This window comes from Allostigmatella hybrida (assembly GCF_020103775.1).
Taxonomy (GTDB): domain Bacteria; phylum Myxococcota; class Myxococcia; order Myxococcales; family Myxococcaceae; genus Hyalangium; species Hyalangium aurantiaca.
On the sequence record NZ_JAHXBH010000004.1, the window covers coordinates 197,720 to 223,600 of the forward strand.

A 25,881-nucleotide genomic window follows, 5' to 3' on the forward strand; every position below is an offset into this window, starting at 1 on the left:
GCGGTGCCGCCCCGGCCGCTTACAGCGACTCAAGGAACGTAATCACCGCGTCCCGGTCATCCTTCGAGAGCGCCTCGAACCTGGCGCGGCTGGCGCTTGCCTCGCCGCCGTGCCAGCCGATGGCCTCCTTCAGCGTGCGGGCGCGGCCGTCATGCAGGTAGCGCACGTTCTGGGCGCCGCCCTGCACGAACTTCAGCGAGCCCACGCCCCACAGGGGCGGCGTGCGCCACATGCGGGGGGCCGCCTGGCCTTCGGTCAGCGTGTCGGCCAGCTCCGGGCCCATGTCGTGCAGCAGCAGGTCGGTGTACGGGCGGATGGTCTGGTTGCGCAGCTCGGCGAACGGGTGGGTGTTGCCCGTGGTCATCTGCGGCGTGTGGCACGCGGTGCACTGGGCCTGGGCGAACAGGGTCTTGCCGCGGGCAATCTGCGCCGGGTTCACATCGTGCTCCGGCGACACGCGGATGCCCTCGGGGTAGCCGCTGCGCAGGCTGCGCTGGGCCGGCACACCGATGAGTGCCAGGTAATCCGACAGCCGCTGGAGCTCCGTCTCGGACACGGACGTGGCGCCCGTCGCGTTGTGGCAGTTGGGTGAGCCCTTCTGGCAGTCGCGGGAGGGGAACACGGGCGAGGTGACGCTCATGTCCTTGATGAGCGCATCGCCCACCTGCTGGCGCAGGCTCGCCTTGGTGGCCTTCCAGCCGAAGCGGCCCAGGTGCACCTGGCCCGTCTCGGGGTTGGTCACATAGTGGGGCACGCCGCGCACGCCGTCCCCGTTCGCGTCGTTGGGGTCCGCCAGTGCCAGGAGGGTGGTTTCATCCACGGCCTCCAGCAGGCCCAGGCCGATGACCTGCGGGGCCTGCCGCACGGAATAGAGCGACGGCGTGGGCCCGCTGAAGGTGTAGACGGGCTTGAGCAGCTCCACCGTCTCACCGCCCGACAGCGTGCGCGTCGTCTTCGTGTAGGAGGCCACGCTCACCCCGTAGTTGGGGGCGGAGGTGGAGGCCGCCTGCTGCTGCACGTTCCAGCCGTAGGTGGGATCCGGCAGCACCGCGCCGCTGCTGCCCGCGGTGCCGGTGAGCACCGACAGGGTGGAGAGCTTCGCGCCCACGGCCGGGGCCACGCCGCGGCCGTTGGCCGTGTGGCACTCGATGCAGCGTGCCTGGTTGTAGCGGGGGCCGAGCTGGCCCTTGTGCTCGGTGAACACCGGATTGGTGGTGGGGTGCTCGGAGTGCGTGCCGTCGGCGAACGAGGTGTGGAACAGGCGGCGGCCCTGCACGAAGCGCTTGGTGTTGGTGATGCCGATGTTGTTGGCCATCTGCTGGAACACCCGGTGCGGCTCCTCCGAGTAGTTGTAGGAGACGCTGGCCTGGCCTCCCAGCAGCGTCTCGTCCGGCAGGGGCTCGGAGTCCAGGTTGGGGACGATGCCGTACCAGGGGCGCATGCCCACGCCCACCACGTAGAGCTGCTCGAACGAGTAGTAGCGCTCGCCGCCGCCGTCGATGACGGGCGCCAGCAGGCGCGGGGCGGGGGCCAGTTCGATCTTGTCGCCAATCTTCAACGGGCTGTGCGGGGACGTGCGCCAGTTGGAGGTGAACGACATCATGCAGTCGCTGGACCCCGCGTGGCAGATGGGCTGATTGCCTTCGTTGGGGTTGTTGAAGCCGTAGTTGAGCGACCAGCCGAAGTCGCGCACGTTGGGGTTGTTGATGTTGCGGAACAGGCTGAAGGTGGTGCCCCGGAACGTGCCGTCATTGACGTGCAGGTACACCTCGATGCGCTGGCGGCCGGCGGGCACGTGGTCGCGGATCTCCAGGCCGAAGGTGCGGTTCTGGAAGTAGAAGGTGGGGAAGGTGAAGTACCGCCCCGGCCCCTTGTCGGGCTCATCCCAGGCCTCGCCGCGCTCACGGGCATGGCGCTCCGTGGGCCGGGCGCCCATGAAGGTGACGAGGGTGCCGTCGGCTTCCCTGTATTGGATTTGCTCCGTGATGCTGGTGCCCGGTGGGTACAGCGGCGTGTAGGCGGCTGCCAGGGTGTTGCTTGGGGACGCAGCCTCGGGGGTTACATCCGCCGCGCTGTCTTCTCCGGGGGCGGCCCCACAGGCCGTCAGTGAGACCGCCGCGGCCACCATGGCCGCGAGCGTTGAAGCGGATGGACTTCCAGACGGATCGGGAGAGGGGAATACCGGTGTCTTGGATTTCAAGGCGCCTCCTTGAGAGGGTGTTGCGTGGGACGGCGCCTCCCTGTCTACCTGAAGATGGAAATGGATTTAAGGACTAAACTCGAATTTCATGCTAGGGGTATTTTTCTAATCCAGGAGGGAAGCGGCACATGAAGCGGTTGATGATGGGATTGGGGCTTGCTGTGTGTTTGGGAGGCGCGTTCGAGGCGCACGCCCGGCGGGCGCCCGAGACGCTGACACTGTCGGGTAAACAACTGTTGATCAACGGCAAGCCTTTCACCGCGAAGGGCGTCAACTACCACCCCGTGCCCCGGACGGGGCCGGGCAACTGGCCCGACGACTGGACCATGAACCGGGCGGTGGTGTTCAGCGACTTCGCGAAGATGAAGGAGATGGGCGTCAATACCATCCGCGTCTACGTGTTGTACGACCGGCTGTTCCAGAACTGGGAGGAGCAGAATGATCCGTCCACGGACCCGGGCCGGGTGGACCCCGCGGTGCTCGCCAATTACCGCGCCGTGCTGGACGAGGCCGACCGCCAGGGCATCTATGTCATCATGAACTACTTCCTGCCCACGAACGCGGACCTCCGCGCGGGGCAGCAGGTGAAGTTCAACAAGGACGCGCGTACGCGGCACAAGCTGCGCTTCCGCAACATCATCAATGTCTTCAAGAACCGCACCGAATTCCCCATGGTGTTGATGTGGGCCTTCGGCAATGAGAACAACTTCGATTGGAACCGCGGACAGATGACCGCCGCGGCGATGTTCGACTTCTACGGAGAGGCCATCCGCGAGGCCGATCAGCAGGCCGATGCGTCGCATCCCTACACCGTGGTGCTCGGGGACAACCCCCAGCTGGACATTCACAACAGCAGCCTGCTCAACCGGGCGCCGCTCGTGGATGTCTGGTCTGTCAACATGTACAACACGGAGCAGGGCTTCAAGAACATCATCCAGGGCTATCCGCTCAACAAGCCGCTCCTGTTCACGGAGTTTGGCTATGACGCCTGCCAGCACAACCAGGGGTGTGACTTCTCCAATCCCGAGGGCCGGGGCACCGCGGAGGCGCAGCAGCACCAGGCCGCGTTCTACAAGAACCGCTGGGAGAACACGATGCTGCCCAACCTCAGCGCCCGGAACGCCAACAACAAGCTGCTCGGCGGCGTCGTGTTCGAGTGGAGCGACGAGTGGTGGAAGGATGGCAGCGGGCCCCGGGATGTCCACAACACCGGCGGGTTCTCCAACGCGAACCTCGGCCCCGATTACTTCCTGAACGAGGAGTGGTTCGGGCTGTCCACCGCCCTGACGGAGACGCAGACCACGGGGCGGTATTACCGGTCCGCCTTCAACCAGCTCAAGACGATGTGGACCGCCCCGGCCCTGATGTCCGCCGAGGAGGCCACGCAGGGGACTGCCACAAGGCCCTGAAACCCGGTATCGTCTGGCCGAGTATTCATGAGCCAGGCCAAACCTGCCGGGACGGAAGTCTCCTCTTCGGAGGGCGCCTCGTCCGAGGCCCCCTCCCCCTCTTCGTCCCCGGGCGTCTTCCCCCCCACGGTGGATTCCTCGGGCATTGGGGAGGCGCCCACGCTGCGGACGTCCGCGCCCGCGCGTCTGGCGCCTCCTTCGCCGGGCCAGCTGCTGCCCGTGGTGGACCCCGCGTTGTATGCGCTCGAAGGGGAGCTCGCTCACGGCGGCATTGGCCGCATCCTCCGGGCGAGGGATCTGCGGCTGGGCCGGGCCGTGGCCCTCAAGCAGATCCTCTCGCCGTCGCCGGAGGCCGAGTCCCGCTTCATGACCGAGGCGCTCGTCACCGCGCGGTTGCAGCACCCGTCGATTGTGCCGGTGCACGAGGTGGGGCGCTGGCCCGACGGCGAGCTGTTCTACTCGATGAAGCTCGTCTCCGGCCGCTCGCTGGCGGAGGTCGTCTCCGAGCTCAAGAGCTTGAAGGAGCGCCTGGCCTTTCTGCCCCATGTGCTGGCGGTGGCGGAGGCCATGGCCTATGCGCACTCCGAGCGCATCATTCATCGGGACCTCAAGCCGGCGAACATCCTCGTGGGAGGGTTTGGCGAGACGGTGGTCATCGATTGGGGCCTGGCGAAGGACCTGTCGCGCGCGGACCCTCCCTCCGCCCCCGATGCGTTCTCCCCCGCGGCCCTCTCCTCCGATGGAGGATTGACCCGGGTGGGCACGGTGATGGGGACGCCCGCGTACATGCCGCCCGAGCAGGCCGCGGGCATGCCCGTGGACGAGCGCGCCGACGTCTATGCCCTGGGGGCCATCCTCTACCACCTGCTCGCGGGGGCCCGTCCGTATGACGGGGACACCTCGGATCAGGTGCTGACGCGGGTGATCAAAGGACCCCCGCCGCCCCTGGCCAGCCTCCAGGAGTTCATTCCGAGGGATCTGCTGGCCATCGTGACCAAGGCGATGGCCCGCCGCCCCGAAGACCGCTACGCCACCGCGCGCGAGCTGGCGGAGGACTTGAGGCGCTTCCAGACGGGGCAGATCGTCGGGGCGTACGCGTACTCGCGCATGGAGTTGCTGCGCCGCTTCCTGCGGCGCTACCGGGCCGTGGTGACCGTCACTGGGGTGGCCCTGCTGGTGCTCGCCGCCGTGGGTACGGAGAGCGTCCTGGAGATCCTGGCCCAGCGCGATGCCGCCCGGGCCTCCCGCCAGCAGGCCCAGGAACTCTCCGACAGCCTGCTGTTGACGAAGGCCCGGGACATCGTGGAGGAGGCGCCCAACGACTCCCTCGAATCCCTGCGGGGCATCTCCGCTGGATTCAATCAGTGGTCCGCCGCGCGGGTGGTCGCCGCGGATGCCCAGGCCCATGGGTTCGCCACCGTGCTGCGGGGGCACACCCAGCACATCAATGACATCGCCTTCACGGCCAGCGGCGACTACCTCATCTCCGCCAGTGACGACCACACGCTGCGGGTCTGGGACACCCGGCTGGGCAAGAGCCACCGGCTGCTGCGCGATGACGCCCGGACCGAGACGGACACGGACACGGATGATGTGTGGCGCATCCAGATGCTCCCGGGCGGCGGGTTCATCTCGAGCGGCAAGGATGGCGTGCTGCGCCAGTGGGACCTGGCCACGGGCAAGGCCAGGCTCTTCGCCACCTTGCCAGGGCCTGTCTCGGCGCTCACCCTGGGGTGCCAGGACCGGTGCCTGCTCGCCGCGACCCAGACGGATGAGGTGCTCTATTCCTGGGACCTGGGCACGGGGCAGCTCCGCACCTTCCACACGGGCGTCCCGGGCATCGAGGAGCTGCTGGCCTCGCCGCGCGGCCCCTGGGTGTTCGTGCGCGGCTACCAGGACGCCCCCTCGGCCCTGGGAGACGTGAAGGGTGGGGCCTTCCAGGTCCTGAATCAGGCCCGGTCCACCGTGGGGGGATTTTCCGAGGACGGCCTCCTCTTCACGGTGAACATCCAGGGGGAGCTGCACCGCTGGGTGCCTGGAGCCCCCGAGGGGCAGCTGCTCGCGCGCGGCCTGGGCATTGGCACGGCCCTGACCTTCGTGCCGCGAACGCCCTGGGTGGTGATTGGCACCCAGGAGGGGGTGATCCGGCTGCGGAATGCCTCCACGGGCGAGGCCCGGGAGTTCCGCCAGCATGAAGGGTCTGTCACCAGCCTGGATGTCACCTCGGATGGCCAGTACCTCGCATCGGCCAGTGCCGACCGGACCTCGATCCTCTGGGAGCTGGAGACCGGGGAGCCCCGCGTGCTGCGGCGGGCCCGGCAGCAGGCCCACCTCGTCCAGTTCTCGCCGGATGACCAGCAGCTGGCCGTGGCCAGCTTCAACGGGCAGGTGCGCCTGTTCTCCATGCAGGACAAGCTCCACCATGTGCTCTTCTCGGGCGTGGGGCCCCAGGTCTCCCTGGAGCTGTCCCCGGAGGGGGATTGGTTGGCCACCCTGTCCCGCCAGGGGGAACTGCGCCTCTTCGAGGCCCGCTCGGGAACCCTCTTCCTGAATGCGCCGGGCTTCGTCCCGGACGCGTTGAGCTTCTCCCCGGCGGGCCAATGGCTGGCCGTGGGGGGGAGTGATGGACGGGTCCACCTGTACGAGCCCTCCACCGGGAGCAAGCTGGCCGCATTGCAGGGACATACCGCCCGGGTGGTGGCCGTCGGCTTCTCCGCCAGCGGCGAGCACCTGGCCTCGGCGGATGAGCAGGGGAATGTGTGGGTCTGGGAGGCTGGGGAGGGGAAGGGCACCTTGCTGGGGACGCATGAGTCGCGGGTCTGGCAGCTCGCCTTCTCCCCGGATGGCAAGCGTCTGGCCACGGCGTGCGATGACGGCACCGTGCGGGTGTGGGAGCTGGAAACGGGCACGTTCCGCGTCCTGTCCGGCCACACGGGGGCCGTGCGGACCGTGGCGTTCTCCCCGAAGCCCCTGAACGGAGAGGTCCTCGTCACGGGGGGCATGGATCACCGCGTGATTTTCTGGGACCTGGAGACGGGCCAGAGCCGCTCGCACACCACGAGCGGGGGAGGGGTCCTGGAGCTTCGCTTCTCGCCCCAGGGCACGCTGGTGGCCAGCCGTGACCAGAAGGATGGCTCCGTGAGGCTCTGGGATGGACGGACGGGCGAGCCGTACGCCATCCCCGTGCTCAGCCATCAGGCGGATGTGCTGGGCTTTGCCTTCTCACCCGATGGCTCCCGCCTGGCCTCGGCGAGCCTCGACAAGACCGCCCGGATGTGGGACCTGGCGACCGGAGAGAGCCGCGCGCTGCGGGGCCACATGGGGCCCGTGGAGGCGGTGGCCTTCTTCCCAAAGGGGACGATGCTCGTCTCCACGGGAGCCGATGGCAGCCTCCGGCTCTGGCCGGACAGCTTACCCCTGGAGCCGGAGGCCCTGCGCGCCTGGTTGAAGTCCTTCACGAAGGACGAGCGGCCGCCCGCGAACTCCTGGCAGTGAGGTAGAAAGTCGCATCAAGCCGTGCCGGTCCAGTGCAGGTGCAGCAGCGGGAAGGGCTTGCCCTGGCCGTCCCGCTCCGAGCGGCCTTCCACGGCAAACCCCAGGTGTTGGTAGAACCCCACCGCCTGGGGGTTCTGCTCGTTCACGTCCACCGCCGTGATGCCGCCCTCGTCGAGGACGTGCCTCAACAGTGCCCGGCCGAAGCCCTGGCCATGGTGGGCCGGATCCACGAAGAGCATCTCGACCTTTCCCTCCGCGGTGCCGATGAAGCCCACGATGGAGCCCCCCGCCCCACGGAGGCAGACGAGCCTCACCGCATCCAGGTAGACGTCCCGCACCAGGGGCTTGAAGAACTGGATGTCCTCCTCGCCCAGGAAGTGGTGCGTGGCGCGCACGGCGGCCTCCCAGACTTCCACCAGGCGCGAACGGTCGACGGCATTCAGCACCGTCAACCGTTCCGGGGTCATGGGAGAGGTGGGGCTCATGGCAGGTCTCTACTTGCCCTTCACCTGCTCCTTGGCCCAGGAGTCCTTCAGCGTCACCGTGCGGTTGAAGACGGGCTTGCCTGGCTGGGAGTCCTTCGAGTCCACGTTGAAGTACCCCAGCCGCTCGAACTGGAAGAAGGCCTCGGGGGCCGCCTGGCCCAGCATGGGCTCGACGCGGGCGTTGGAGAGCACCTCCAGCGAGTTCGGGTTCAGGAACGTCTTGAAGTCCTTGTCCTTGTCGCGGTCCGGGTGCTCCACGGAGAAGAGCCGGTCGTACAGCCGCACCTCCGCCACGGGCGCGCTGGCCGGCACCCAGTGCAGGGTGCCCTTCACCTTGCGCCCATCCGGCGAGTCTCCGCCCCGGGTGGCCGGATCATACGTGCAGCGCAGCTCCACCACCTGGCCCTTGTCGTCCTTGATGACCCGCTCGCACTTGATGAAGTACGCCGAGCGCAGGCGGACCTCCTTGCCGGGCGCCAGCCGGAAGAACCCCTTGGTGGGCTCCTCCATGAAGTCATCCGCCTCGATGTACAGCTCCCGCTCGAACCGGAGCTTGCGCTTGCCCAGCTCCTCCTTGTTCGGGTGGTTGGCGGTCTCCAACTCCTCGCTCTGGCCCTCGGGGTAGTTCTCGATGACGACCTTGAGCGGCCGCAGCACCGCCATGGCCCGGGGGGCGCGCTCGTTGAGGTCCTCCCGGATGCACAGCTCCAGGACGCTCATGTCGATCCAGCTGTCCGTCTTGCTCACGCCGATGCGCGTGGCGAAGTCCCGCAGGGAGGCCGGGGTGAAGCCGCGCCGGCGCAGGCCGCTGATGGTCATCATGCGCGGGTCGTCCCAGCCGGACACCAGCCCCTCGTTCACCATCTGGAGCAGCTTGCGCTTGCTCATCACCGTGTAGGTGAGCTTCAGGCGCGAGAACTCGTACTGGTAGGGCCGGTCCCCTTTGATGAGGCTGTCGACGATCCAGTCGTAGAGCACCCGCCGGTTCTCGAACTCCAGGGTACAGATGGAGTGGGTAATCCCCTCGATGGCGTCCGACAGGCAGTGGGCGAAGTCGTAGAGCGGGTAGATGCACCACGTGTCGCCCGTGCGGTGGTGGTGCGCGTGGCGGATCCGGTAGATGGGCGGGTCTCTCAGCACCGGGTTGGGCGAGGTCATGTCGATCTTCGCCCGCAGGGTGTGCGTGCCGTCCGGGAACTCGCCCGCGCGCATGCGCCGGAACAGGTCCAGGTTCTCCTCCACGGAGCGCGTGCGGTAGGGGCTGTCCCGGCCCGGGGTGTTGAAGTCACCCCGGTACTGGCTGATCTCGTCCGCCGTGAGGCTGCACACGTACGCCTTGCCCTGCTGGATGAGCGAGACGGCGAACGTGTAGAGCTGCTCGAAGTAGTCCGAGGCGAAGAACTTCCGGTCGTCCCACTCGCCCCCGAGCCACTTCACGTCGCGCTCGATGGACTGGACGTAGTCGGTGTCCTCGGTGAGGGGGTTGGTGTCATCCAGGCGCAGGTTGCACTTGCCGCCGTATTGTTGGGCCAGGCCGAAGTTCAGGCAGATGGCCTTGGCGTGCCCGATGTGCAGGTAGCCGTTGGGCTCCGGGGGGAAGCGGGTGTGCACCCGCCCGCCGTGCTTCCCCGCGCGCCGGTCCTCCTCGATGATTTCCTGAAGGAAGTTCTGGCCTTGCGACTCGCTGGTCGTCGTCATGGCCCGGCATCCTCTTGGAGCTTTCCAGCCTCGGCAAGGGGAACGAGGTTCACCCGGCGTAAATCCTCAGCGCAGGCCTGCCCGGCGGCCCAGTTCGGCGGCCAGGGCGCGCAGCTCCTCCACGCCGGGGGAGCCCGGGCTGGTATCGAACACCACCTCGTAGCCCAGCCCCGCCTGGTTGATGGCCTCCGAGCGGGGGATCCGCATGGGCAGCACCGGCACGGTGGACTCCTGGAGCGCCCCGTCCATGGCGTCGTTGGTGGCCTTGGTGCGGCGGTCCCAGAGGTTCACCACCGCCACCAACTCGCCGCCCCCCTCGCGGAGGTCCTTCCAGGCGGTTTCGATTTCCCCCAGCCCCTGGAGCGCGAAGGCCCCGGTGGGCACGGGGGCCACCACCACGTCCGCGTGGTGGAGCACCGCCTCGGTGTAGGCCCCGAGGCTGGGGGGCGTGTCCACCACGAGGACGTCCGGGGTCCAGCCGAGCGTCTTCAGGGCCCGGGGGAGGGCCTGGAGGCGGTGGCCCCACTGGAACAGCTCGCGCTCCTGGGCCGCCATGCGCGGGTGGGCCGGGGCGATGAAGAGGGTGGGGCGCTTGGCGGAGGCCACCACCACCTCGTCCAGGCGGCGGCGGGGCCGGGGGCCGAGCGCATCCCCCACGCAGGGAATGTCCCCGGGCTCCAGCCCCAGCACCAGCGAGGCGTGGGCCTGGGGGTCCAGGTCCAGCAGCAGCACCCGGTGCCCGGCATCGGCCAGGGCCGCCGCCACGTGGACACAGAGGGTGGTTTTTCCGACTCCACCCTTGATGGTGGAGAACGCGATCATCGGCATGACGCCCTGACGGAAGACGGGGGGAGGCTCAAGAGGGGATGCGGGACAGCGCCGCGTCGAAGAGGATCATCTCCAGCCGGTCCTGGTCGTACTCGGACATGCCCTCGAAGGCGAACGAGAGCCGGTAGTTGCCAATCTGCTTCTTGGAGGAGATGACCCGGGCGCGGCCGATGACGGGGTCCATGCCGTCCGGCATCCGCAGCGTGTAGCCCACCAGCTCCTTCTCCCCGGGCGGCTTGGTGAGCACCACCGAGAAGCCCCCCTTGGAGATGTCCAGCGTCATGGCGCGCACGATGCCCGTGTTGAGGCTCAGCTCAATCTGCATGGCCTGCGCGACGCGGAACGTCTGGCGGGCCATCTCCCCGGGCCGCAAGGTCATCCCCTGGGCCGCGGTCAACGCGCGGGCGAACTGCTCGCGGGCCATGACGTAGAGCTGCTTCTCTTCGTCGTTGAGCTGTTTCTGACGGGCCCTCTTGTGGAGTGCCCGGAATTCCTGGAGCCAAGCGTTGATGCTCATGGTCAGATGCTATGCGCCACGGACACGGAAGTGCACCTTCTCGATGGGTGCACGGCCCTGGGGTCTGGCGCTCCTTTCAGCTCTTTCCATTCTGACGTGGGAGGCGCCGGGAGCGGTACAAAATGCGTGAAGGAGACGGGATGACGTCGAAGCCGCTGCCGAAGAACAGGCGCTCGAAAGAGGAGGTGCTCGCGGAGCTGCGCACCCTGCGCGCGGACGATGCGCGGTGGAAGGATGGGCGGACCTTCAGCCTCGTCTACCACGTGGATGACGAGCACTCGGCGCTCCTCAAGGAGGCCTACGGCGAGTTCATGTCCGAGAACGGGCTGTCGCCCCTGGCCTTCCCGTCCCTGCGCCGCATGGAGTCCGAGGTGGTGTCCATGGCCGCGGAGCTGTTCCACGGCGATGCGGACGTGGCCGGGACGATGACCACGGGGGGCACCGAGAGCATCCTCATGGCGGTGAAGGCCGCGCGGCAGTGGGCACGCGAGGAGAAGGGCATCGCCCGCCCGGAGATGATCGTCCCCCGGTCGGTCCACCCCGCCTTCGAGAAGGCCGGGCACTACTTCGACGTGGACATCCTGCACGCGGACCTGGACGCGGACTTCCGCGTGGACGTGAAGCACGTGGAGCGCCTCATCACCCCGCGCACGGCGCTCATCGTGGGCAGCGCCCCCCCGTACCCCCACGGGGTGATGGACCCCATCTCCGAGCTGGCCGCGCTGGCCCAGTCCCGGGGGCTGCTGTTCCATGTGGATGCGTGCCTGGGCGGGTTCTTCCTGCCATTCGCCAAGAAGCTCGGCCAGGACATCCCCCCGTTCGACTTCGAGGTGCCGGGCGTCACCTCGCTGTCCGCGGACCTGCACAAGTATGGCTACGCGGCCAAGGGGGCCTCGGTGGTGCTCTACCGCGACCGCGCCCTGCGGCGGCACCAGTTCTATGCCTATGGCGGGTGGCCGGGCGGGCTGTATGCCTCGCCGTCCATGACGGGCACGCGCCCCGGGGGCGCCATCGCCGCCGCCTGGGCCGCGATGCAGTACCTGGGCGAGGAGGGCTACCTGGAGAACGCACGGCGCGTCCTCTCCGCCATGCGGACGCTCACCGAGGGCATCCACGCGATTCCCGGCCTGCGGGTGCTGGGCAAGCCGCAGATCGGCGTCTTCGCGTTCAGCTCGGAGTCGCTCAACGTGTACGAGCTGGGCGATGCGATGGACGCCCGCGGCTGGAAGATGGACCGGCAGCAGAACCCGCCCGCGCTGCACTGCATGCTGACCCCGTCGCACGAGCGCATCGTGGAGCCCCTGCTCGCGGACCTGCGGGAGTGTGCGTCGCGGCTCGCCGCGGGAGAGCCCGCCCCGGAGGGCAGCGCGGCCATGTACGGCATGGTTGGCGCCATCCCCGACTCGAAGCAGGTGGACGGCTTCCTGATGGAGTTCCTGGACGGCGTGTTCGACCGGAGCTGAGGCGGTGCGCGTGGCGATGACGGCCTTCCAGGTGGTGTTCTTCCTGCTCTTCCCCCTGCTGGCCATCCGCATGGGGGAGCGGTTCCGCGTGGCGAAGGTTCTCGGCCCGGTGACGCTCTGTTATCTGGCGGGTTTCCTGTCCGCCAACCTGCCCGGGGTGAAGCTGTCCCAGGCCGCCTCGATGCAAGTGAGCGAAGCCGCGGTCCCGCTGGCCATCCCCCTGTTGCTGTTCTCCGCGAACGTGCGGGGGTGGCCGAAGCTCGCGCGGCCGTTGCTCATCTCCTTCTGCCTGGCGTGCGTCTCGGCGGTCCTGGCCGCGGGCCTCGTCGGCTGGGGCTTCCGGGGAGAAACCCCCGAGTGGTGGAAGATCGCCGGCATGCTGGTGGGGGTGTACGTGGGCGGCACCGCCAACATGGCCGCCATCGGGCGGGTGCTGGAGGCCCACAACGAGACCTTCATCCTGCTCAACACGGCGGACCTGGCCGCGGGGGGCGTCTACCTCCTTTTCCTGCTCACCTTCGCGCAGCGGGTGCTGCTGCGCTTCATGCGGCCCTTCACCGCCCTGGCGCACGCCGAGCCCTTCGCGCACCCGGGGGAGTCCCTCGGCACGTGGACGAAGTCCCACCTGCGCGACATGGCCCTGGGGTTCGGGCTCTCGGTGGTTCTGGTGGCCGTGGGGCTCGGGGCCACGCTGCTCGTGTTCCAGAAGCTGGAGGCGGGCCCCGCGCTGCTGCTCATCACCTCGCTGGGAATCGCGGTGTCCCTGTCCAGGCGCGTGCACGCGCTCGTGGGGACGTATGAGCTGGGGGAGTACGTGCTGCTCATCTTCTGCGTGGCCATGGGCTCCCTGGCCGACCTGCGGATGCTGAGCGGGGGCAGCGTCACGCTGCTGCTCTTCGTGGTGGCGGTGATGGGGCTGGCCATCGTGCTGCACGTGGCGCTCTCGGCGCTGTTCCGCATCGACGTGGACAGCACGCTCGTGTGCTCGACGGCGACCATCTACGGCCCGGCCCTGATTGGCCCGGTGACGGCGGCCCTGCGCAACCGGGCCCTCGTGGGGCCGGGGCTCACGCTGGGGCTCGCGGGCCTGGCGCTGGGCAATTACCTGGGGCTCGCGACGGCCTGGGGCTTGCGCTGGCTGGCGGGGGAGTGAGGCCGCGCTATTCGCGCGTCACCGCCCGGAGGATGAGCTCCCGGCGCTGCTCCAGCCGGCGCAGCGCCAGAGGGAGGACGAGCCGGTAGAGCCCCGCGTAGAGCCCGGCGCTCAGGGAGATCATCGCCACCGTCTGGAGCGTGGGGCCGGACTTGCCCGCGAGCTTCATCGCCCAGCCGAAGGGCATGCTGCCCAGGGCGGCGGCGGCGATGCCGAGCAGCGAGGCCATGAGGGGCAGCTTGTCCCGCCGCTGCAGGCTGGCGTGGAACTTCACCGGGAAGTACAGCGACAGGAAGTTGCCCGCCGCCAGCGTCAGGGGCACCAGCGCGGCCACGGAGGCCATGGCGCACAGGAAGTCCACCCAGGAGCCGTGGCCGAAGTACACGCGGTAGAAGAGGCCAACGAGCAGCGCCATGCCCAGGCCCGCCACCCCCTGCACCAGGTTCTTGGCGCGCAGCACCTCCGCCAGGTCCACGGGCGCCGCCAGGAACACGGCGAAGCCCTGCCCGTCATAGGCGAAGGTGTTCTGCGAGAAGGTGGAGGAGATGACGATGGCGCCGTAGACGGCCAGGCCTCCCATCAGCCACGCATCCGCGGAGTCCCCCAGCAGGTACGCGAAGAGCGCCCGCCCGGACAGGAGCTTCAGGAGGATGGCCAGCACGAAGGGCACGGACAGGAGCAGCCGCGCCCGGGGGTTGCGCCACAGGTCCAGCGCCTCGCGCGCCACGAGCGTGCGGAACCGGCTCCCCGTCCGGGCGAAGGGGTTCCGGTCCCCGGACTCCTTGCGGGCATGCCCCGCGCGCCCGGATTGGCGGTGGAAGCGCAGGAGCAGCCCGTACGCCACCGCCAGGCCCACCAGGGCGAACAGCCCCAGGCCGAAGGCCTCGGCCAGGGCGATGCGCACGCGCCCGTGGGCGAGCTGCCCCAGCGAGTCCCCGAAGAAGCCCGGCGGCACGCGGCTCAGCGCGATGGCCGCGTTGGTGATGAGGCTCATGTCCAGGGCGTCCATGCCCCCCGCCTCGCTCACGGCCGTCAGCCACGAGGTGTCGATGGGGGGAATGAGCGAGGCGGCGAAGAGGAACAGGGCGAAGCCGCTGCCCAGGATTTCCGCGCTGCGCTTCTCCCGGAGCACGTTGAGCACGGCGTGCAGCGCCACGCGGCTCCACGCGGCGCACAGCAGCGCGAACAGCGCGTAGTTGAGGGCCGCGAGCCAGGGCGCCCGGAGCCCGTTCACGGAGGCATAGCCCAGGGCCGCCCCCGTCAGCGGGGCGTAGAAGACGAGCGCCCGGGGCTCGAAGAGGCTCGCCACGGTGGAGGCGATGAGCAGCCGGAAGGGGGAGATGGGGAAGGGGGCATACCGGCTCAGCTCCGAGTGGTCATCCACCCCCGCGGACAGGAGGGGCCACGCCACCCACACCGCCGCCGTGACGAAGCACAGCAGGTTGAGTAGGAAGTAGGGCCACACGTTGCTCGAGGCCACGGGCCGCCACCGCATGAGGCCGAAGAAGACGAGCCCGAAGAAGACCGCCGGGGCGCTGGAGAGCAGGAACGTGGCCACCGCCAGCAGCCGGTGGGGGCGCCCCGCGCCCCGGTTGAGGCCGATCTGAAGCCGCAGGCCCCACAGCAGCCCCAGGTGCCGGAAGAAGCCGGGCGCACGGGGCGGGCTCACGCGGATTCCTTGCGCGGGGCCGCCGCCTCGCCGGGCACCTCCCCGTAGAAGGAGAGGCGGGCGTTGCGCGCGGCGGGCACGGCGATGAGCTTCTCGAAGAGGGCCTCCAGCGAGCCGGTGCCATGGCGGCCCAGCAGCTCGCCCACGGGCCCCTGGTCCAGCATCCTCCCGCCGCGGAGGATGCCCGCGTGGGTGGCCAGCCGCTCGGCGATCTCCAGCACGTGCGTGGTGAGCAGCAGCGTCACCCCCCGGCGGCTCAGCTCCCGCAGCAGCTCCCGGATGACGCCCGCGGCCAGCACGTCGATGCCCTCGAAGGGCTCGTCCAGGAGCACCAGCTCCGGGGCGTGGATCAGCGCCGCGGCGATGGCGAGCCGCCGGCGCATGCCCTTGGAGTACTCGGCCACGAGCGCGCCTGCCTTGTACGTGAGCTCCGTGAGCTCCAGCAGCTCCGCGGCCCGCGCCGCCGCCTCGTCCCCCTCCAGGCCGTACATGCGCCCGCAGAAGGTGAGGTACTGGCGCCCGGTGAGCCGCTCGAAGAGGCTCAGCTCCTCGGGCACCATGCCGATGCGGCTCTTCACCTGAAGGGGGTGCCGCACCGCGTTCAGGCCCAGCAGCGTGATGGAGCCCGCATCCGGGCCGTACACGCCGGTGAGCAGCGCCAGCGAGGTGGACTTGCCCGCGCCGTTGGGACCGAGATAGGCGTAGAAGGCGCCCCGGGGAATCTGGAGATCCAACCCGTTGAGCGCCGTGAAGCTCCCGAAGCGTTTGATGAGCCCTCGGGCGTCGACGGCCAGGGCCGTGGGGGAGTGCGGCATGGGTGGCCGGAAGTCTCGGCTGGCCGTGCCCTGCGCGGCAATCCCCCCTCGTCTCAGTGCATCGCCTCAGTGCATCAAAGACATCTCGGGCGGCCCGACGATCTGCTGCACCGTCATGCGCACCTTGTCCAGGTCCACCGGCTTGGAGATGTAGCCGGCGGCGCCCACCAGCTCCGCTTCCCATTCGAAGCCGTAGCCGGAGATGATGATGATGGGCAGCCCGCGCGCCCGGGGCATCTTCTTGAGCGCATCCAGGAGGCCCCAGCCGCTCATCACGGGCATCCGTAAATCCAACAACACCGCGCCAGGCATGTCGCCTTCGAGCAGGTCCAGCGCCTCGCGGCCGTTGGCCGCCTGAACGGTGCGATAGCCCAGTTCTTCCAGGGCATCGCAGATGAGCGTGCGGTGGCTCGCGTCGTCGTCGACGACCAGGATGTGAGACATGTTGGTGCCTCGGTCAGACAGCCAGTGGGGGTTGGCGTGATTCTATGGACCGCAACATGGGATCTCCCCTTGAAATACGGAAGGGGGGGATCCGTTTTTCAACAGGTTTTGGCCCGGGAACCATGCACTTTCCGGGCTAGGGGGCACCATAGAGCCGCAGGGCGTTCTGCCCCAGGATTCCCGCCTCCACCTCATCCCCCAGGCGCAAGCTTAGCAGGGTTTTCAGCTCGCGATCCCAAGCATACGGCAGGTTGGGGAAGTCCGTCCCATAAAGGATGCGCTCGGGGCGCACCTCCAGCGTCCTGCGGGGCAGCGCGATCGGGAAGTAGTCCGCCGCCGCCATGGTGGTGTCCAGCCAGAGCGTGTCGTAGCGCTCCAGCAGGCGCTCGTAGCCCCCGAACTCGTCCGCCCCCAGGTGGGGCACGCACAGCTTCAGGCGGGGGTGGTCCCGGAGCACCCGCTCCACCCGCTCCGCCGAGCAGAGCGCATGGGTCTCGCATTTATAATGAGGGCTGGAGGGCTCGCGTCCCGCGTGCATGACGAGGGGCCGCCCCGCCTCGGCGCACGCCGCGTACACCTCGTGGAGGGCAGGATCATCCGGGGCGAAGCACTGGACGTGGCAGTGCAGCTTCACCCCCTGGAGCCCCGCGGCGAACGCCTCCGCGAGGATGTCCCGCGCGCCTTCTTCGCCGGGCAGCACCGTGGCCAGGCCCACCACGCGCGGCTCGGCGCGCATGACTTCCGCCACATAGGTGTTGAGGAACCGGGCCATGCCCGGCTTGTGCGCGTAGTGCAGCGCCACCACCCGGCTCACCCCGCGCGACAGCAGGAAGTCCAAGACCTGGGGGGTGTGCAGCTTGTAGCGGATGGGCCAGCCGTACTTCTCGAACCACCGCCAGATGGCCTCGAAGACGCCGTCCGGGAACAGGTGGACGTGGGCATCCACCACCGGGGGCAGCCCCTCGGGCAGCCGGGGCCCCTCCGCATCGTTCAGGGCCACCAAGGGCGTTCCCAACCACCCAGGGGTGGGACCGAGGCAGGCCGGAACGTCACCGGAGGACATAGGCGAACCCCCGTTACTCCTTCTTGGGCGGGGAGGAGGGCTCCTGATCCACCCGCCGCAGGAAGTGGTTCTGCTGGGAGTAGCCCTGCCGTTCCAGCCGCTGGGCCTCGATGAGGTCCGCGACCTTGGCGCACACCTGGCCCAAGGTCCGGAGGGACTCGGCGAGCAACTTCTCCATCTGCGCCTGGGGCTCCTCGCCTGGGCGGATGGCTTTGTCGCGGCGGAAGAGCAGGGGCAACTTCATCCGCCTCAATCTAGGGGATGTGTCGCGACGGTGCCACCCAGCTGCCCTCGCGTCGCAGGGCCGCTGTAGGTGCCGCGGCAAGTCGATCTCAACAGATTTACAAAGCGGCAAATTTACGAAACGGGCCTTTGAGGGGTCTCCTCCCCTCGAAAAGCCCGGTGGGAGGGCTGCCAAGGGCCCGAATCGCCTGGGGTTTGACGAATTTTCAAGTGGGGGGGTGACGCGAAGTTAATTCGTGCTTAGAGTCTGGCCATCCCACTTAACGAACTGGGGACTGCGCATGGCTTACGACGGCGAGCTGGTGAAGATGCAGAATGGTCGCTGGGCGCGGTTCCAGCGATGCCGGATGTTCCGTCCCGATGGGGAGGTCGCCGGCGAGACGATGTTGCTCATCGCGGTGGAGCTCGATGAGCGTTACCAGGGGCTGCTGGACGAGGTGGAAGACTCGCTGGCCCAGTACCGGCGTCAGGGCATTCCGGTTCAGGTCCAGATGCACCCGGACGCCCAGGGCGTCACCCTCCAGCCCGGTGCCGCGGCAGAGAGCGTTCACTGAGGCCATTGTCCTTCGGGACAGGGCTTGTGTTGACTGTTGAAAATCTCAGGGCCCCGCGTCTTTTCTGACGCGGGGCCTTGTCTTTTACAACGCGGTGCGGCCAAGCCTTGGATTTTTCAGGAGTGGACCTGAAAAAAGCGCTCGGCGTTCTCGTACGCCACCCGGCGCACCACCCGTTCGGAAAGATTGGCCTTGGCGAGCAGCCGCGCCAGCCGGGCGAGGCCGAGAATGTCGCCCGCCCCATCTCCGGCATCCGAGTTGAGCAGCAGCCGCTCGCTGCCCAGCTTTCGCACCAGCACCACGGCCCGCTCGGCCTTCAGGGCCTCCGGGTGCAGTGTCAGCCCCGCCCAGTGGCCGCAGCCCAGGATGGGTCCCACCGTGCGCGCCGTGGCGTGATCCACCAGCACCCGCGAGGGCAGGTTTCCCGCGGTGCGCAGCAGCGTGAGGATGCGCCGGGTGTGGCGCTCCTTGTCCTGGGTAGGTGTATGGACCACCACCCGGAGCTTCAGCCGCCGGGCCAGCGCGAGCTGCTCCAGGAAGGCTTCCTCCTCCTCCTCGCCGCCCCCGTGCAGCCCCGTCTCGCCCAGCGCCACCACGCGGCCCCCCTGGAAGTAGTCCGGCAGGCTGGCGAGCACCTCGGACAGCCCGCGCCGGGGGATGCAGCGCGGGTGGACGCCCAGCGCGGCGTAGGCGCGGATGCCCAGCCGTTCCAGCCGGGGCAGCTGCCGGCCCACCAGGTTGTCGAAGTGCAGCCGCAGCGCCTTGGGGGTGGGCTCCGCGAAGTGGTGGGCCACCACCAGGGCCCGCTCCACCCCGAAGAAGCGCATGGACTCGAGATCCTGGTCGCTCAAGGACTCGGGATGGAGGTGCGCATCGAAGAGGGGCAACAGCTCGGGCACGGCCACCTCACTTCACGGCTGGGTGGGATTCCCCCCCTCCCAGAGAAATTTCAGCGTGATAGAAGTTTTGAACTTGAACGGCTGTAAGAATCCAGACAGAGTGGAAACATCAGGCGTCGCCCATCGGGGTAGGTTATGAGCACCACCGCCGTCAAGCCCGCGCAGTGTCCGCCGGCCCAGGAGCAGGAGATCAAGGTGTTCTTCAAACCGCGCTTCGGCATCCGGGTTGTAGCGGGCGGTTTATCCGTGGATGTTCGGACGGGGCCGGGAGAGGACAAGGAGAAGTCCGAGCCCTCCCACGGTTGACGATCCCTTCAGTGCTCCTTATTTCTGCGCCGCATGTCCTCTCCCTTAGCGGCGGTGGTGCTGTGTGCTGGCAAGGGCACCCGGATGAAGTCGGAGAAGGCCAAGGTCCTTCACCCCATCCTGGGCAAGCCCCTCTGCGCCTATCCTTTGAAGCGTGCCCTGGAACTGGGCGCTTCTCCGCTGGTGCCCGTCGTCGGCCACCAGGCGTCTGAAGTCGAGAAGGCCATCCGGGCGAACTTCCCGGCGGCCTCCCTGCGCTTTGCCCTCCAGAAGGAGCAGCGGGGCACCGCGGACGCGGTCCGCTCGGCGGAAGCGGCGCTGAAGGAGTTCTCCGGCCGCGTGCTCATCCTCTATGGCGATGTGCCGCTCCTGCGCCGCGAGACGCTGGAGGCCCTCGTCGCCGCGCACGAGGCGGGCAAGGGGCCGCTGTCGCTGGTGGCCACCACGCTGGAGGACCCCACCGGCTACGGCCGCGTCATCCGCGAGGGCGGCAAGGTGACGCGCATCGTCGAGCACAAGGACTGCACCCCGGAGCAGCGCGCGGTGCGCGAGTGCAACGCGGGCATCTACCTGGTGGAGTCGTCCTTCCTGTGGCGGGCGCTCTCGGAGATCCGCCCGCAGAACGCCCAGGGCGAGTACTACCTGACGGACCTGGTGGAGATGGCGGCGCGGCAGGGGCCGGTGGCCTCCATCGACGCGGACGCTACCGAGACCGCCGGGGTGAACGACCGGGTGGAGCTCTCGGCGCGCGCCCGGGTGATGCAGCAGCGCATCAACGAGCGCCACATGCGCGCGGGCGTCAGCATGCAGGACCCGGCCACCACCTTCATCGACGAGGACGTGACGATTGGCGCCGACACGGAGCTGGGGCCGCTGGTGAGCCTGACGGCTGGCACCGTGGTGGGGCGCAACGTCACCATCGGCCAGGGCAGCGTGCTGACCGCCTCCAGCGTGGCGGATGGCACCGCCATCAAGCCCTACTCGGTGTTCGAGGAGGCCAAGGTGGGCGAGCGCTGCGTCATCGGCCCCTTCTCGCGCCTGCGTCCGGGCACGGAGCTGTCGGAGGAGGTGCACCTGGGCAACTTCGTCGAGACGAAGAAGGCGGTGATCGGCAAGGGCTCCAAGGCCAACCACCTGGCGTACCTGGGGGATGCGAAGATCGGCTCCAAGGTGAACGTGGGTGCGGGCACCATCACCTGCAACTACGATGGGGTGAACAAGCACCTCACCGAACTGGGGGACGGGGTGTTCATCGGCTCGGACACACAGCTGGTGGCGCCAGTGTCCGTGGGCGACGGTGCGTATGTCGGTGCGGGCACTACCGTGACGAAAAATGTACCGCCTGGAAGCCTCGCCGTCTCCCGATCTCCACAGGTCAACAAGGAGGGTTGGGTGGCCCGGAAGAAGGAAAAACAGGGCTAAGTCTAGGAGTTTCGGGCGGTTAGGTGGACTGCCCAGGCTGCGCTAGGATGTGGCGCGGCTCTTGCTCAGAAGTTGATCGCAGCGCAGCGTGACAGTGGTTCGGGAAGCCCACGGATCATCCCGATGGGCGAGGGCGTGAGAAGGAGAGGTTCATTCATATGTGCGGGATCGTTGGTTACGTGGGTGACAAGGAGTCTGCTCCCATCCTGGTGTCCGGTCTGAAGAAGCTGGAGTACCGGGGGTATGACTCGGCGGGGGTGGCGGTGGTGGGGCGCAACACCCTCAACGTGGTGCGCGCCACCGGCAAGTTGAAGAATCTGGAGAGCCGCGTCTCCCAAGAACCGCCCCAGGGAACCCTCGGCATTGGCCACACCCGGTGGGCCACGCACGGCCGGCCCTCGGATGAGAATGCCCACCCGCACACCTACAAGAACGTGGCGGTGGTGCATAACGGCATCATCGAGAACCACCTGGCGCTCAAGGAGCAGCTGCGGGCCAAGGGCCACGTGTTCTCCTCGGAGACGGACACGGAGGTGTTCGCCCACCTCATCTCGGACGAGCTGGAGCGCGGCGTGGACCTTCCGGACGCGGTCCGGCTGGCCATCAAGCAGGTGAAGGGCACGTACGCCCTGGCGGTCGTCACCTCCAATGATCCGAACCGCATCATCTGCACCAAGGACGCCTCCCCCATGGTGCTGGGGCTGGGCCAGGGGCAGAACTTCGTGGCCAGCGACGTGCCGGCGCTGCTCGAGCACACGCGCGACTTCGTCTACATGGAGGAGGGTGACCTGGCGGTCATCACCGCCCAGAGCGTGGACATCTACAACCGCCAGGGCCAGAAGGTGAACCGCCCCACGCGCCGCATCGACTGGACGCCGATGATGGCGGAGAAGGGCGGCCACAAGCACTTCATGCACAAGGAGATCTGGGAGCAGCCCCGCGCCATCGCGGACACGCTGCGCGGCCGGATGGTCCTGTCCGAGGGCGACATCCACTTCGAGGGCTGGAACCTGTCGGCCGAGAAGGTGCGCACCATCTCCAAGGTGACCATCCTGGCGTGCGGCACGTCCTGGCACTCGGGCGTCGCCGGCAAGCACATGATCGAGTCGCTGGCGCGCATCCCCGTCGAGGTGGAGCTCGCCAGCGAGTTCCGCTACCGCGACCCCATCGTGGACCCCTCGCACCTGGCCATCGCCATCAGCCAGTCGGGCGAGACGGCCGACACGCTGGCGGCCTTCAAGGAGGCCAAGGCCCGGGGCGCCATGTCGCTGGCCATCTGCAACGTGATGGGCAGCGCGATGACGCGCGAGGCGGACATCTCGGTGCTCACCAACGCCGGGCCGGAGATCGGCGTGGCGTCCACCAAGGCGTTCACCACCCAGCTCGTCACGCTCTACATGCTGGCGGTGAAGCTGGGCCGCATGCGCGGCACCCTCACCGTGAAGGCGGCGCAGGAGCACCTGACGCACCTCACGCAGATCCCCAAGATGATCGAGGACGTGCTCAAGTGCGAGCCTGCGGTGAAGCGCGTGGCGCGTGAGTTCATGAACGCCCAGGACTTCCTGTTCCTCGGCCGTGGCCCCATGCACCCGGTGGCGCTCGAGGGCGCGCTGAAGCTCAAGGAGATCTCCTACATCCACGCGGAGGGCTACGCGGGCGGTGAGATGAAGCACGGCCCCATCGCGCTCATCGACGAGAAGATGCCGGTGGTGGTCATCGCCCCGAAGCAGCCGCACGTGGCGTACGAGAAGATCATCGGCAACATCGAGGAGGTGCGTGCCCGCGGCGGCAAGGTCATCGCCATCATCGACGAGGACGACCACCACGTGGACAGCCTCGCCGACCACGTGATTCGCATCCCGGCCGCGTGCGCGCTGCTGGCGCCGGTGGTCTCCACCATCCCGCTGCAGCTGCTCGCCTACCACGTGGCGGAGATGCGCGGGAACGACGTGGATCAGCCGCGCAACCTCGCCAAGAGCGTGACGGTGGAGTAGCCCCCGGCCTCACGGTACAGGGGGATCAGGCGAGCCCAGGTGCCTTCCGTCCGCGGAAGCCCTGGGCTTCGCCGCGTCTAGAGCAGGGGCTGGCCGGACACCTTCTTCAGCCAGTCCTGGATGTGCTGCCGGGAGGGGCTCTGGCCCGAGTCCAGGAGCCAGGTGAAGAGCGTGCCGGCGAACTCCCCCGCCGTGTGGTAGCGGCTGGCCGGATCGGGCGCGAGCGCGCGGCGGAGGATCAGCGCCAGCGGCCGGTCCAGCGAGTCCAGCAGGGGCAGCTTGCCCGCGCGGATGGCGGCCATCACCCGCGCCTCGTCCGTCTCCTCCCGGAGGAACGGGTGCACGCCCACCACCAGCTCGTGCAGGACGATGCCCAGGGCGAACAAGTCCGAGGCGGGGATGGGCGGCTCGCCGCGCGTCTGCTCCGGCGCGAGGTAGTGCAGCTTGCCCGCGAGGATGCCGTCCTGCGGGCCGATGGTGGCCCCGCGCGCCTTGGCCACCCCGAAGTCGCCCAGCTTCACCTCGCCCTCGCCCGAGAAGAAGATGTTGGAGGGGGTGATGTCGCCGTGCACCAGCTCCAGCGGCCGGCCACTGCGCGTGCGCGCCTGGTGGAAGTAGGAGAGCGCGCGCAGCACCTCGATGCAGGTGTGCAGGGCGATGCCCAGGGGCACCCGGCGGCCGAGCCGCTCGTGGACGCGCAGCAGCCGGTCCAGGTCTCCGCCCGACAGGAACTCGATGGCGATGTAGGGCCGCCCGAAGGCCTCTCCGTCCTCCAGCTTGCGCACCAGGTTGGGGTGATCCAACACGCCCATCAGGTCCGCCTCGTCCGCGAAGGCCTCCACGGACACGTCCTTGCGCATCAGCTTGAGCGCCACCGAGAAGGGCTGGCCCCGCGCATCCACCGCGTCCGCCAGGAACACCTCGGCCATGCCTCCCTCGCCCAGGCGCGAGCGGAGCCGGTACCGGCCGTACCTCCGGGAGGGAACCTCCACGGTCTTGGCGGAGCCCGTCTGCACGCGCCCCAGTAAGCCACAGGCGGGGCCACGTCCGGAACTGTCTCCATCTCATCTCCTCAAGAAAGGAGAGGCTTCACGTTGCCTTCCGGAAGTTGCGGGCCTCCTGCGCTTTGAAGCCGATGGGGGGCCGCGGCTACAGTTTTTGGCGTGGCCACCCGCTCCCGCCCCCCGCAGCCCTCCGCCCAGCGCTCCTTCCGGGAGGAGGAGGGGGACGGCGCGTCCGGCCCGCAGGAGCTGCTGCCGGGCGAGTTCCCGGCGGCCGAGGCGCCGGTGCCGGCCTCCCGGGAGCGAGGCTCCTCCCTGCCGCCCACCAGCCCCACCCCGCCCCTGGGGCTCCCGCTGCCGCTGATGGCGCTGGTGGAGCAGGCCCACCGGGAGGAGCGGGACGCGCAGCAGCGGCGCCTGGCAGGGCGCATCAACCAGGCGCTGGCGCAGCTGGCCCACGGCGAGGGCGGCCGGCCCGTGGCCGATGTGTTCCACCGGCTCATCGAGGGCGGCATGCTCGAAGGCCTGGAGGATGAGAAGGGCCAGGCCTGCGTGGAGGCCGCCCTCCAGGGGCTCCTCTCCCTGGGCTTTCCCTATGCCCTGGAGGTCCGGCCCGAGGACCTGGAGCGGCTCCGGGCCTCCCCGCCGGCGGCGCCTTCCGCCCCAGGCCTGGGCCCCAGGCCGGCCGCCGCGGCGATCGCCGGAGGGGGGGCCGCCGGGCAGGTGGCCCTGGAGCTGCTGACGTCGGGCACCCTCTCCGCGCAGGTCACGCTGCAGGTAGGCGCGCTGCTGGCGGCGCTGGTGCCGGTGCTGCTGAGCGCCCCGAAAACCGCGCTGCGCTACGGCGGGCTGGCCGTGCTGCTGCTGGTGTCCGTGACCGAAATATTTCTAGGTTTTTCGCCCGGTTATGCTGGGCTGCTGTCCGGGCTGGCAGGGCTGGTGGCCTGTCTCCTGATCGCTGTCCGCGAGAGCTGAAGTGTTCTGTGTCCACCCGCATGTCAGAGGGGTGGACTAGGGTCTACCCAACGCGTATTAAAGCGTGCCGCGTTCTGAACGCGGGTTCAGGTGGGCCGGGGTGGCCCACCGCATACAACTGGAGGAGTAGTCAGATGGCCGTGAATTCAGAGAAGGAGAAGGCGATCGAGTTGGCGATGACCGCCGTCGAGCGCCAGTTCGGTAAGGGTTCCATCATGCGGCTCGGCAAGGACGAGCCGCTCCTGCGTGACATTCAGGCCATCTCGACGGGCTCGATCTCGCTCGACATCGCGCTGGGCGTGGGCGGCGTTCCGAAGGGACGCATCATCGAGATCTTCGGGCCGGAGTCCTCCGGTAAGACGACGCTGTGCCTCCACATCGTCGCCGAGGCGCAGAAGCGCGGCGGCATCTGCGGTTACATCGACGCGGAGCACGCCATGGATGTGGGTTACGCCCGCAAGCTGGGGGTGCGCACCGACGACCTGCTGCTCAGCCAGCCGGACACCGGTGAGCAGGGGCTGGAGATCGCCGAGATGCTGGTGCGCTCGGGCGCCATCGACGTGCTGGTGGTGGACTCGGTGGCGGCGCTGGTGCCGAAGGCCGAGCTCGAGGGCGAGATGGGCGATGCGCACATGGGTGTGCAGGCCCGCCTCATGAGCCAGGCGTTGCGCAAGCTCACGGGCACCATCTCCAAGAGCCAGACGTGCGTCATCTTCATCAATCAGATCCGCATGAAGATCGGCGTCATGTTCGGCAACCCGGAGACGACCACGGGCGGCAACGCGCTGAAGTTCTACGCGTCGCAGCGCCTGGACATCCGCCGCATCGGCGCCATCAAGAATGGCGAGAACGTGGTGGGCAGCCGCACCCGCGTGAAGGTGGTGAAGAACAAGGTCGCGCCTCCCTTCAAGGAGGTGGAGTTCGACATCATGTACGGCACCGGCATCTCGCGCGAGGGAGACCTCATCGACCTGGCCTCCAACGAGAACATCGTCGAGAAGAGCGGCAGCTGGTTCGCCTTCAAGGGTGAGCGCATCGGTCAGGGCCGGGAGAACGCGAAGGACTACCTGCGCGAGCACCCGGACACCTACAAGGAGATCGAAGCGCGCGTGCTCGAGAAGTACGGCGTCACCAAGCCCGCGGTCGCCGCGGTACCGGACGAGCCTGAGCCTTCGGGTGAGGGTGAGAAGCGTCCGCGCGTGAAGGCTGTGAAGTAAGCTGACGCCGCGTGTGAAGTTCCTGGGGCGG

General features: G+C 68.6%; 22 protein-coding genes. 10 read left to right on the forward strand and 12 right to left on the reverse strand.

Features of this window, described 5'->3' with window-relative positions:
* Nucleotides 1-19: 19 nt before the first annotated feature.
* Entirely contained in the window at nt 20-2,200 is a 2,181-nt protein-coding gene (locus KY661_RS09800; RefSeq protein WP_225409954.1) for a di-heme oxidoreductase family protein, read from the reverse strand.
* 128 nt (nt 2,201-2,328) lie between these two features.
* Here KY661_RS09800 and KY661_RS09805 point away from each other — a divergent pair, with 128 nt between their 5' ends.
* Together KY661_RS09805 and KY661_RS09810 are read left to right on the forward strand one after the other, a co-directional pair.
* Nucleotides 2,329-3,609 carry a cellulase family glycosylhydrolase gene (locus tag KY661_RS09805; protein ID WP_225409955.1) on the forward strand — a complete coding sequence of 427 codons (1,281 nt, stop codon included), beginning with the start codon at nt 2,329-2,331 and terminating at the stop codon, nt 3,607-3,609.
* A gap of 27 nt (nt 3,610-3,636) precedes the next feature.
* On the forward strand, nt 3,637-7,104 hold the full coding sequence (locus KY661_RS09810) for a serine/threonine-protein kinase (protein ID WP_225409956.1): 3,468 nt from the start codon (nt 3,637-3,639) through the stop codon (nt 7,102-7,104).
* A gap of 14 nt (nt 7,105-7,118) precedes the next feature.
* On the opposite strand, the gene KY661_RS09815 is transcribed toward KY661_RS09810, so the two are convergent.
* The 4 genes from KY661_RS09815 to KY661_RS09830 all read right to left on the reverse strand — a co-directional run bounded on the left by KY661_RS09815 (nt 7,119) and on the right by KY661_RS09830 (nt 10,632).
* A complete protein-coding gene (locus KY661_RS09815) occupies nt 7,119-7,589 on the reverse strand; it encodes a GNAT family N-acetyltransferase (RefSeq protein ID WP_225409957.1) in 471 nt (156 codons plus the stop codon).
* Between the two features lie 9 nt (nt 7,590-7,598).
* Nucleotides 7,599-9,287, reverse strand: coding sequence for a glutamine--tRNA ligase/YqeY domain fusion protein (locus KY661_RS09820; protein ID WP_225409958.1), 1,689 nt, complete (start codon nt 9,285-9,287; stop codon nt 7,599-7,601).
* Nucleotides 9,288-9,353: 66 nt separating this feature from the next.
* Complete coding sequence (locus KY661_RS09825; protein ID WP_225409959.1) at nt 9,354-10,115, reverse strand: ParA family protein; 762 nt, start codon at nt 10,113-10,115, stop codon at nt 9,354-9,356.
* Between the two features lie 28 nt (nt 10,116-10,143).
* Nucleotides 10,144-10,632: a PilZ domain-containing protein gene (locus KY661_RS09830; RefSeq protein WP_075004495.1), complete on the reverse strand. Its 489-nt coding sequence runs from the start codon at nt 10,630-10,632 to the stop codon at nt 10,144-10,146.
* A gap of 140 nt (nt 10,633-10,772) precedes the next feature.
* Here KY661_RS09830 and KY661_RS09835 point away from each other — a divergent pair, with 140 nt between their 5' ends.
* Complete coding sequence (locus tag KY661_RS09835) at nt 10,773-12,095, forward strand: pyridoxal phosphate-dependent decarboxylase family protein (RefSeq protein ID WP_225409960.1); 1,323 nt, start codon at nt 10,773-10,775, stop codon at nt 12,093-12,095.
* Nucleotides 12,096-12,111: 16 nt separating this feature from the next.
* Nucleotides 12,112-13,248, forward strand: coding sequence for a DUF819 family protein (locus KY661_RS09840; protein WP_225410124.1), 1,137 nt, complete (start codon nt 12,112-12,114; stop codon nt 13,246-13,248).
* A gap of 7 nt (nt 13,249-13,255) precedes the next feature.
* On the opposite strand, the gene KY661_RS09845 is transcribed toward KY661_RS09840, so the two are convergent.
* From KY661_RS09845 to KY661_RS09865, 5 genes are all read right to left on the reverse strand, one after another.
* Nucleotides 13,256-14,917: a hypothetical protein gene (locus KY661_RS09845; protein WP_225409961.1), complete on the reverse strand. Its 1,662-nt coding sequence runs from the start codon at nt 14,915-14,917 to the stop codon at nt 13,256-13,258.
* Nucleotides 14,914-15,732: an ABC transporter ATP-binding protein gene (locus KY661_RS09850; protein WP_225409962.1), complete on the reverse strand. Its 819-nt coding sequence runs from the start codon at nt 15,730-15,732 to the stop codon at nt 14,914-14,916. Before KY661_RS09850 ends, KY661_RS09845 begins: the two co-directional genes overlap by 4 nt.
* Before the next feature lie 66 nt (nt 15,733-15,798).
* A complete protein-coding gene (locus tag KY661_RS09855; RefSeq protein ID WP_075004499.1) occupies nt 15,799-16,176 on the reverse strand; it encodes a response regulator in 378 nt (125 codons plus the stop codon).
* A 136-nt stretch (nt 16,177-16,312) separates the two neighbouring features.
* Entirely contained in the window at nt 16,313-17,239 is a 927-nt protein-coding gene (locus KY661_RS09860; protein WP_263436859.1) for an amidohydrolase family protein, read from the reverse strand.
* Nucleotides 17,240-17,252: 13 nt separating this feature from the next.
* Nucleotides 17,253-17,483, reverse strand: coding sequence for a hypothetical protein (locus tag KY661_RS09865; RefSeq protein ID WP_225409964.1), 231 nt, complete (start codon nt 17,481-17,483; stop codon nt 17,253-17,255).
* A 280-nt stretch (nt 17,484-17,763) separates the two neighbouring features.
* Here KY661_RS09865 and KY661_RS09870 point away from each other — a divergent pair, with 280 nt between their 5' ends.
* Nucleotides 17,764-18,036: a hypothetical protein gene (locus KY661_RS09870; RefSeq protein ID WP_225409965.1), complete on the forward strand. Its 273-nt coding sequence runs from the start codon at nt 17,764-17,766 to the stop codon at nt 18,034-18,036.
* Nucleotides 18,037-18,152: 116 nt separating this feature from the next.
* On the opposite strand, the gene KY661_RS09875 is transcribed toward KY661_RS09870, so the two are convergent.
* On the reverse strand, nt 18,153-18,935 hold the full coding sequence (locus KY661_RS09875; protein WP_075005095.1) for a TatD family hydrolase: 783 nt from the start codon (nt 18,933-18,935) through the stop codon (nt 18,153-18,155).
* Nucleotides 18,936-19,070: 135 nt separating this feature from the next.
* Between KY661_RS09875 and KY661_RS09880 the strand changes: the two genes are divergently transcribed.
* The 3 genes from KY661_RS09880 (at nt 19,071) to glmS (ending at nt 22,657) form a co-directional block, all read left to right on the forward strand.
* Nucleotides 19,071-19,241 (forward strand): hypothetical protein, encoded by a 171-nt coding sequence (locus KY661_RS09880; protein WP_177241286.1) that lies wholly within the window; start codon nt 19,071-19,073, stop codon nt 19,239-19,241.
* Between the two features lie 33 nt (nt 19,242-19,274).
* The gene (gene glmU, locus KY661_RS09885) at nt 19,275-20,663 is read left to right on the forward strand and encodes a bifunctional UDP-N-acetylglucosamine diphosphorylase/glucosamine-1-phosphate N-acetyltransferase GlmU (protein ID WP_225409966.1); all 1,389 of its coding nucleotides are present in this window, start codon (nt 19,275-19,277) and stop codon (nt 20,661-20,663) included.
* 158 nt (nt 20,664-20,821) lie between these two features.
* Nucleotides 20,822-22,657: a glutamine--fructose-6-phosphate transaminase (isomerizing) gene (glmS, locus tag KY661_RS09890; protein WP_225409967.1), complete on the forward strand. Its 1,836-nt coding sequence runs from the start codon at nt 20,822-20,824 to the stop codon at nt 22,655-22,657.
* Between the two features lie 77 nt (nt 22,658-22,734).
* On the opposite strand, the gene KY661_RS09895 is transcribed toward glmS, so the two are convergent.
* Nucleotides 22,735-23,673, reverse strand: coding sequence for a serine/threonine-protein kinase (locus KY661_RS09895; protein WP_225409968.1), 939 nt, complete (start codon nt 23,671-23,673; stop codon nt 22,735-22,737).
* 147 nt (nt 23,674-23,820) lie between these two features.
* Between KY661_RS09895 and KY661_RS09900 the strand changes: the two genes are divergently transcribed.
* Together KY661_RS09900 and recA are read left to right on the forward strand one after the other, a co-directional pair.
* Entirely contained in the window at nt 23,821-24,633 is an 813-nt protein-coding gene (locus tag KY661_RS09900) for a hypothetical protein (protein ID WP_225409969.1), read from the forward strand.
* Between the two features lie 134 nt (nt 24,634-24,767).
* On the forward strand, nt 24,768-25,850 hold the full coding sequence (gene recA / locus KY661_RS09905; protein WP_225409970.1) for a recombinase RecA: 1,083 nt from the start codon (nt 24,768-24,770) through the stop codon (nt 25,848-25,850).
* The last annotated feature ends 31 nt before the right edge of the window (nt 25,851-25,881 follow it).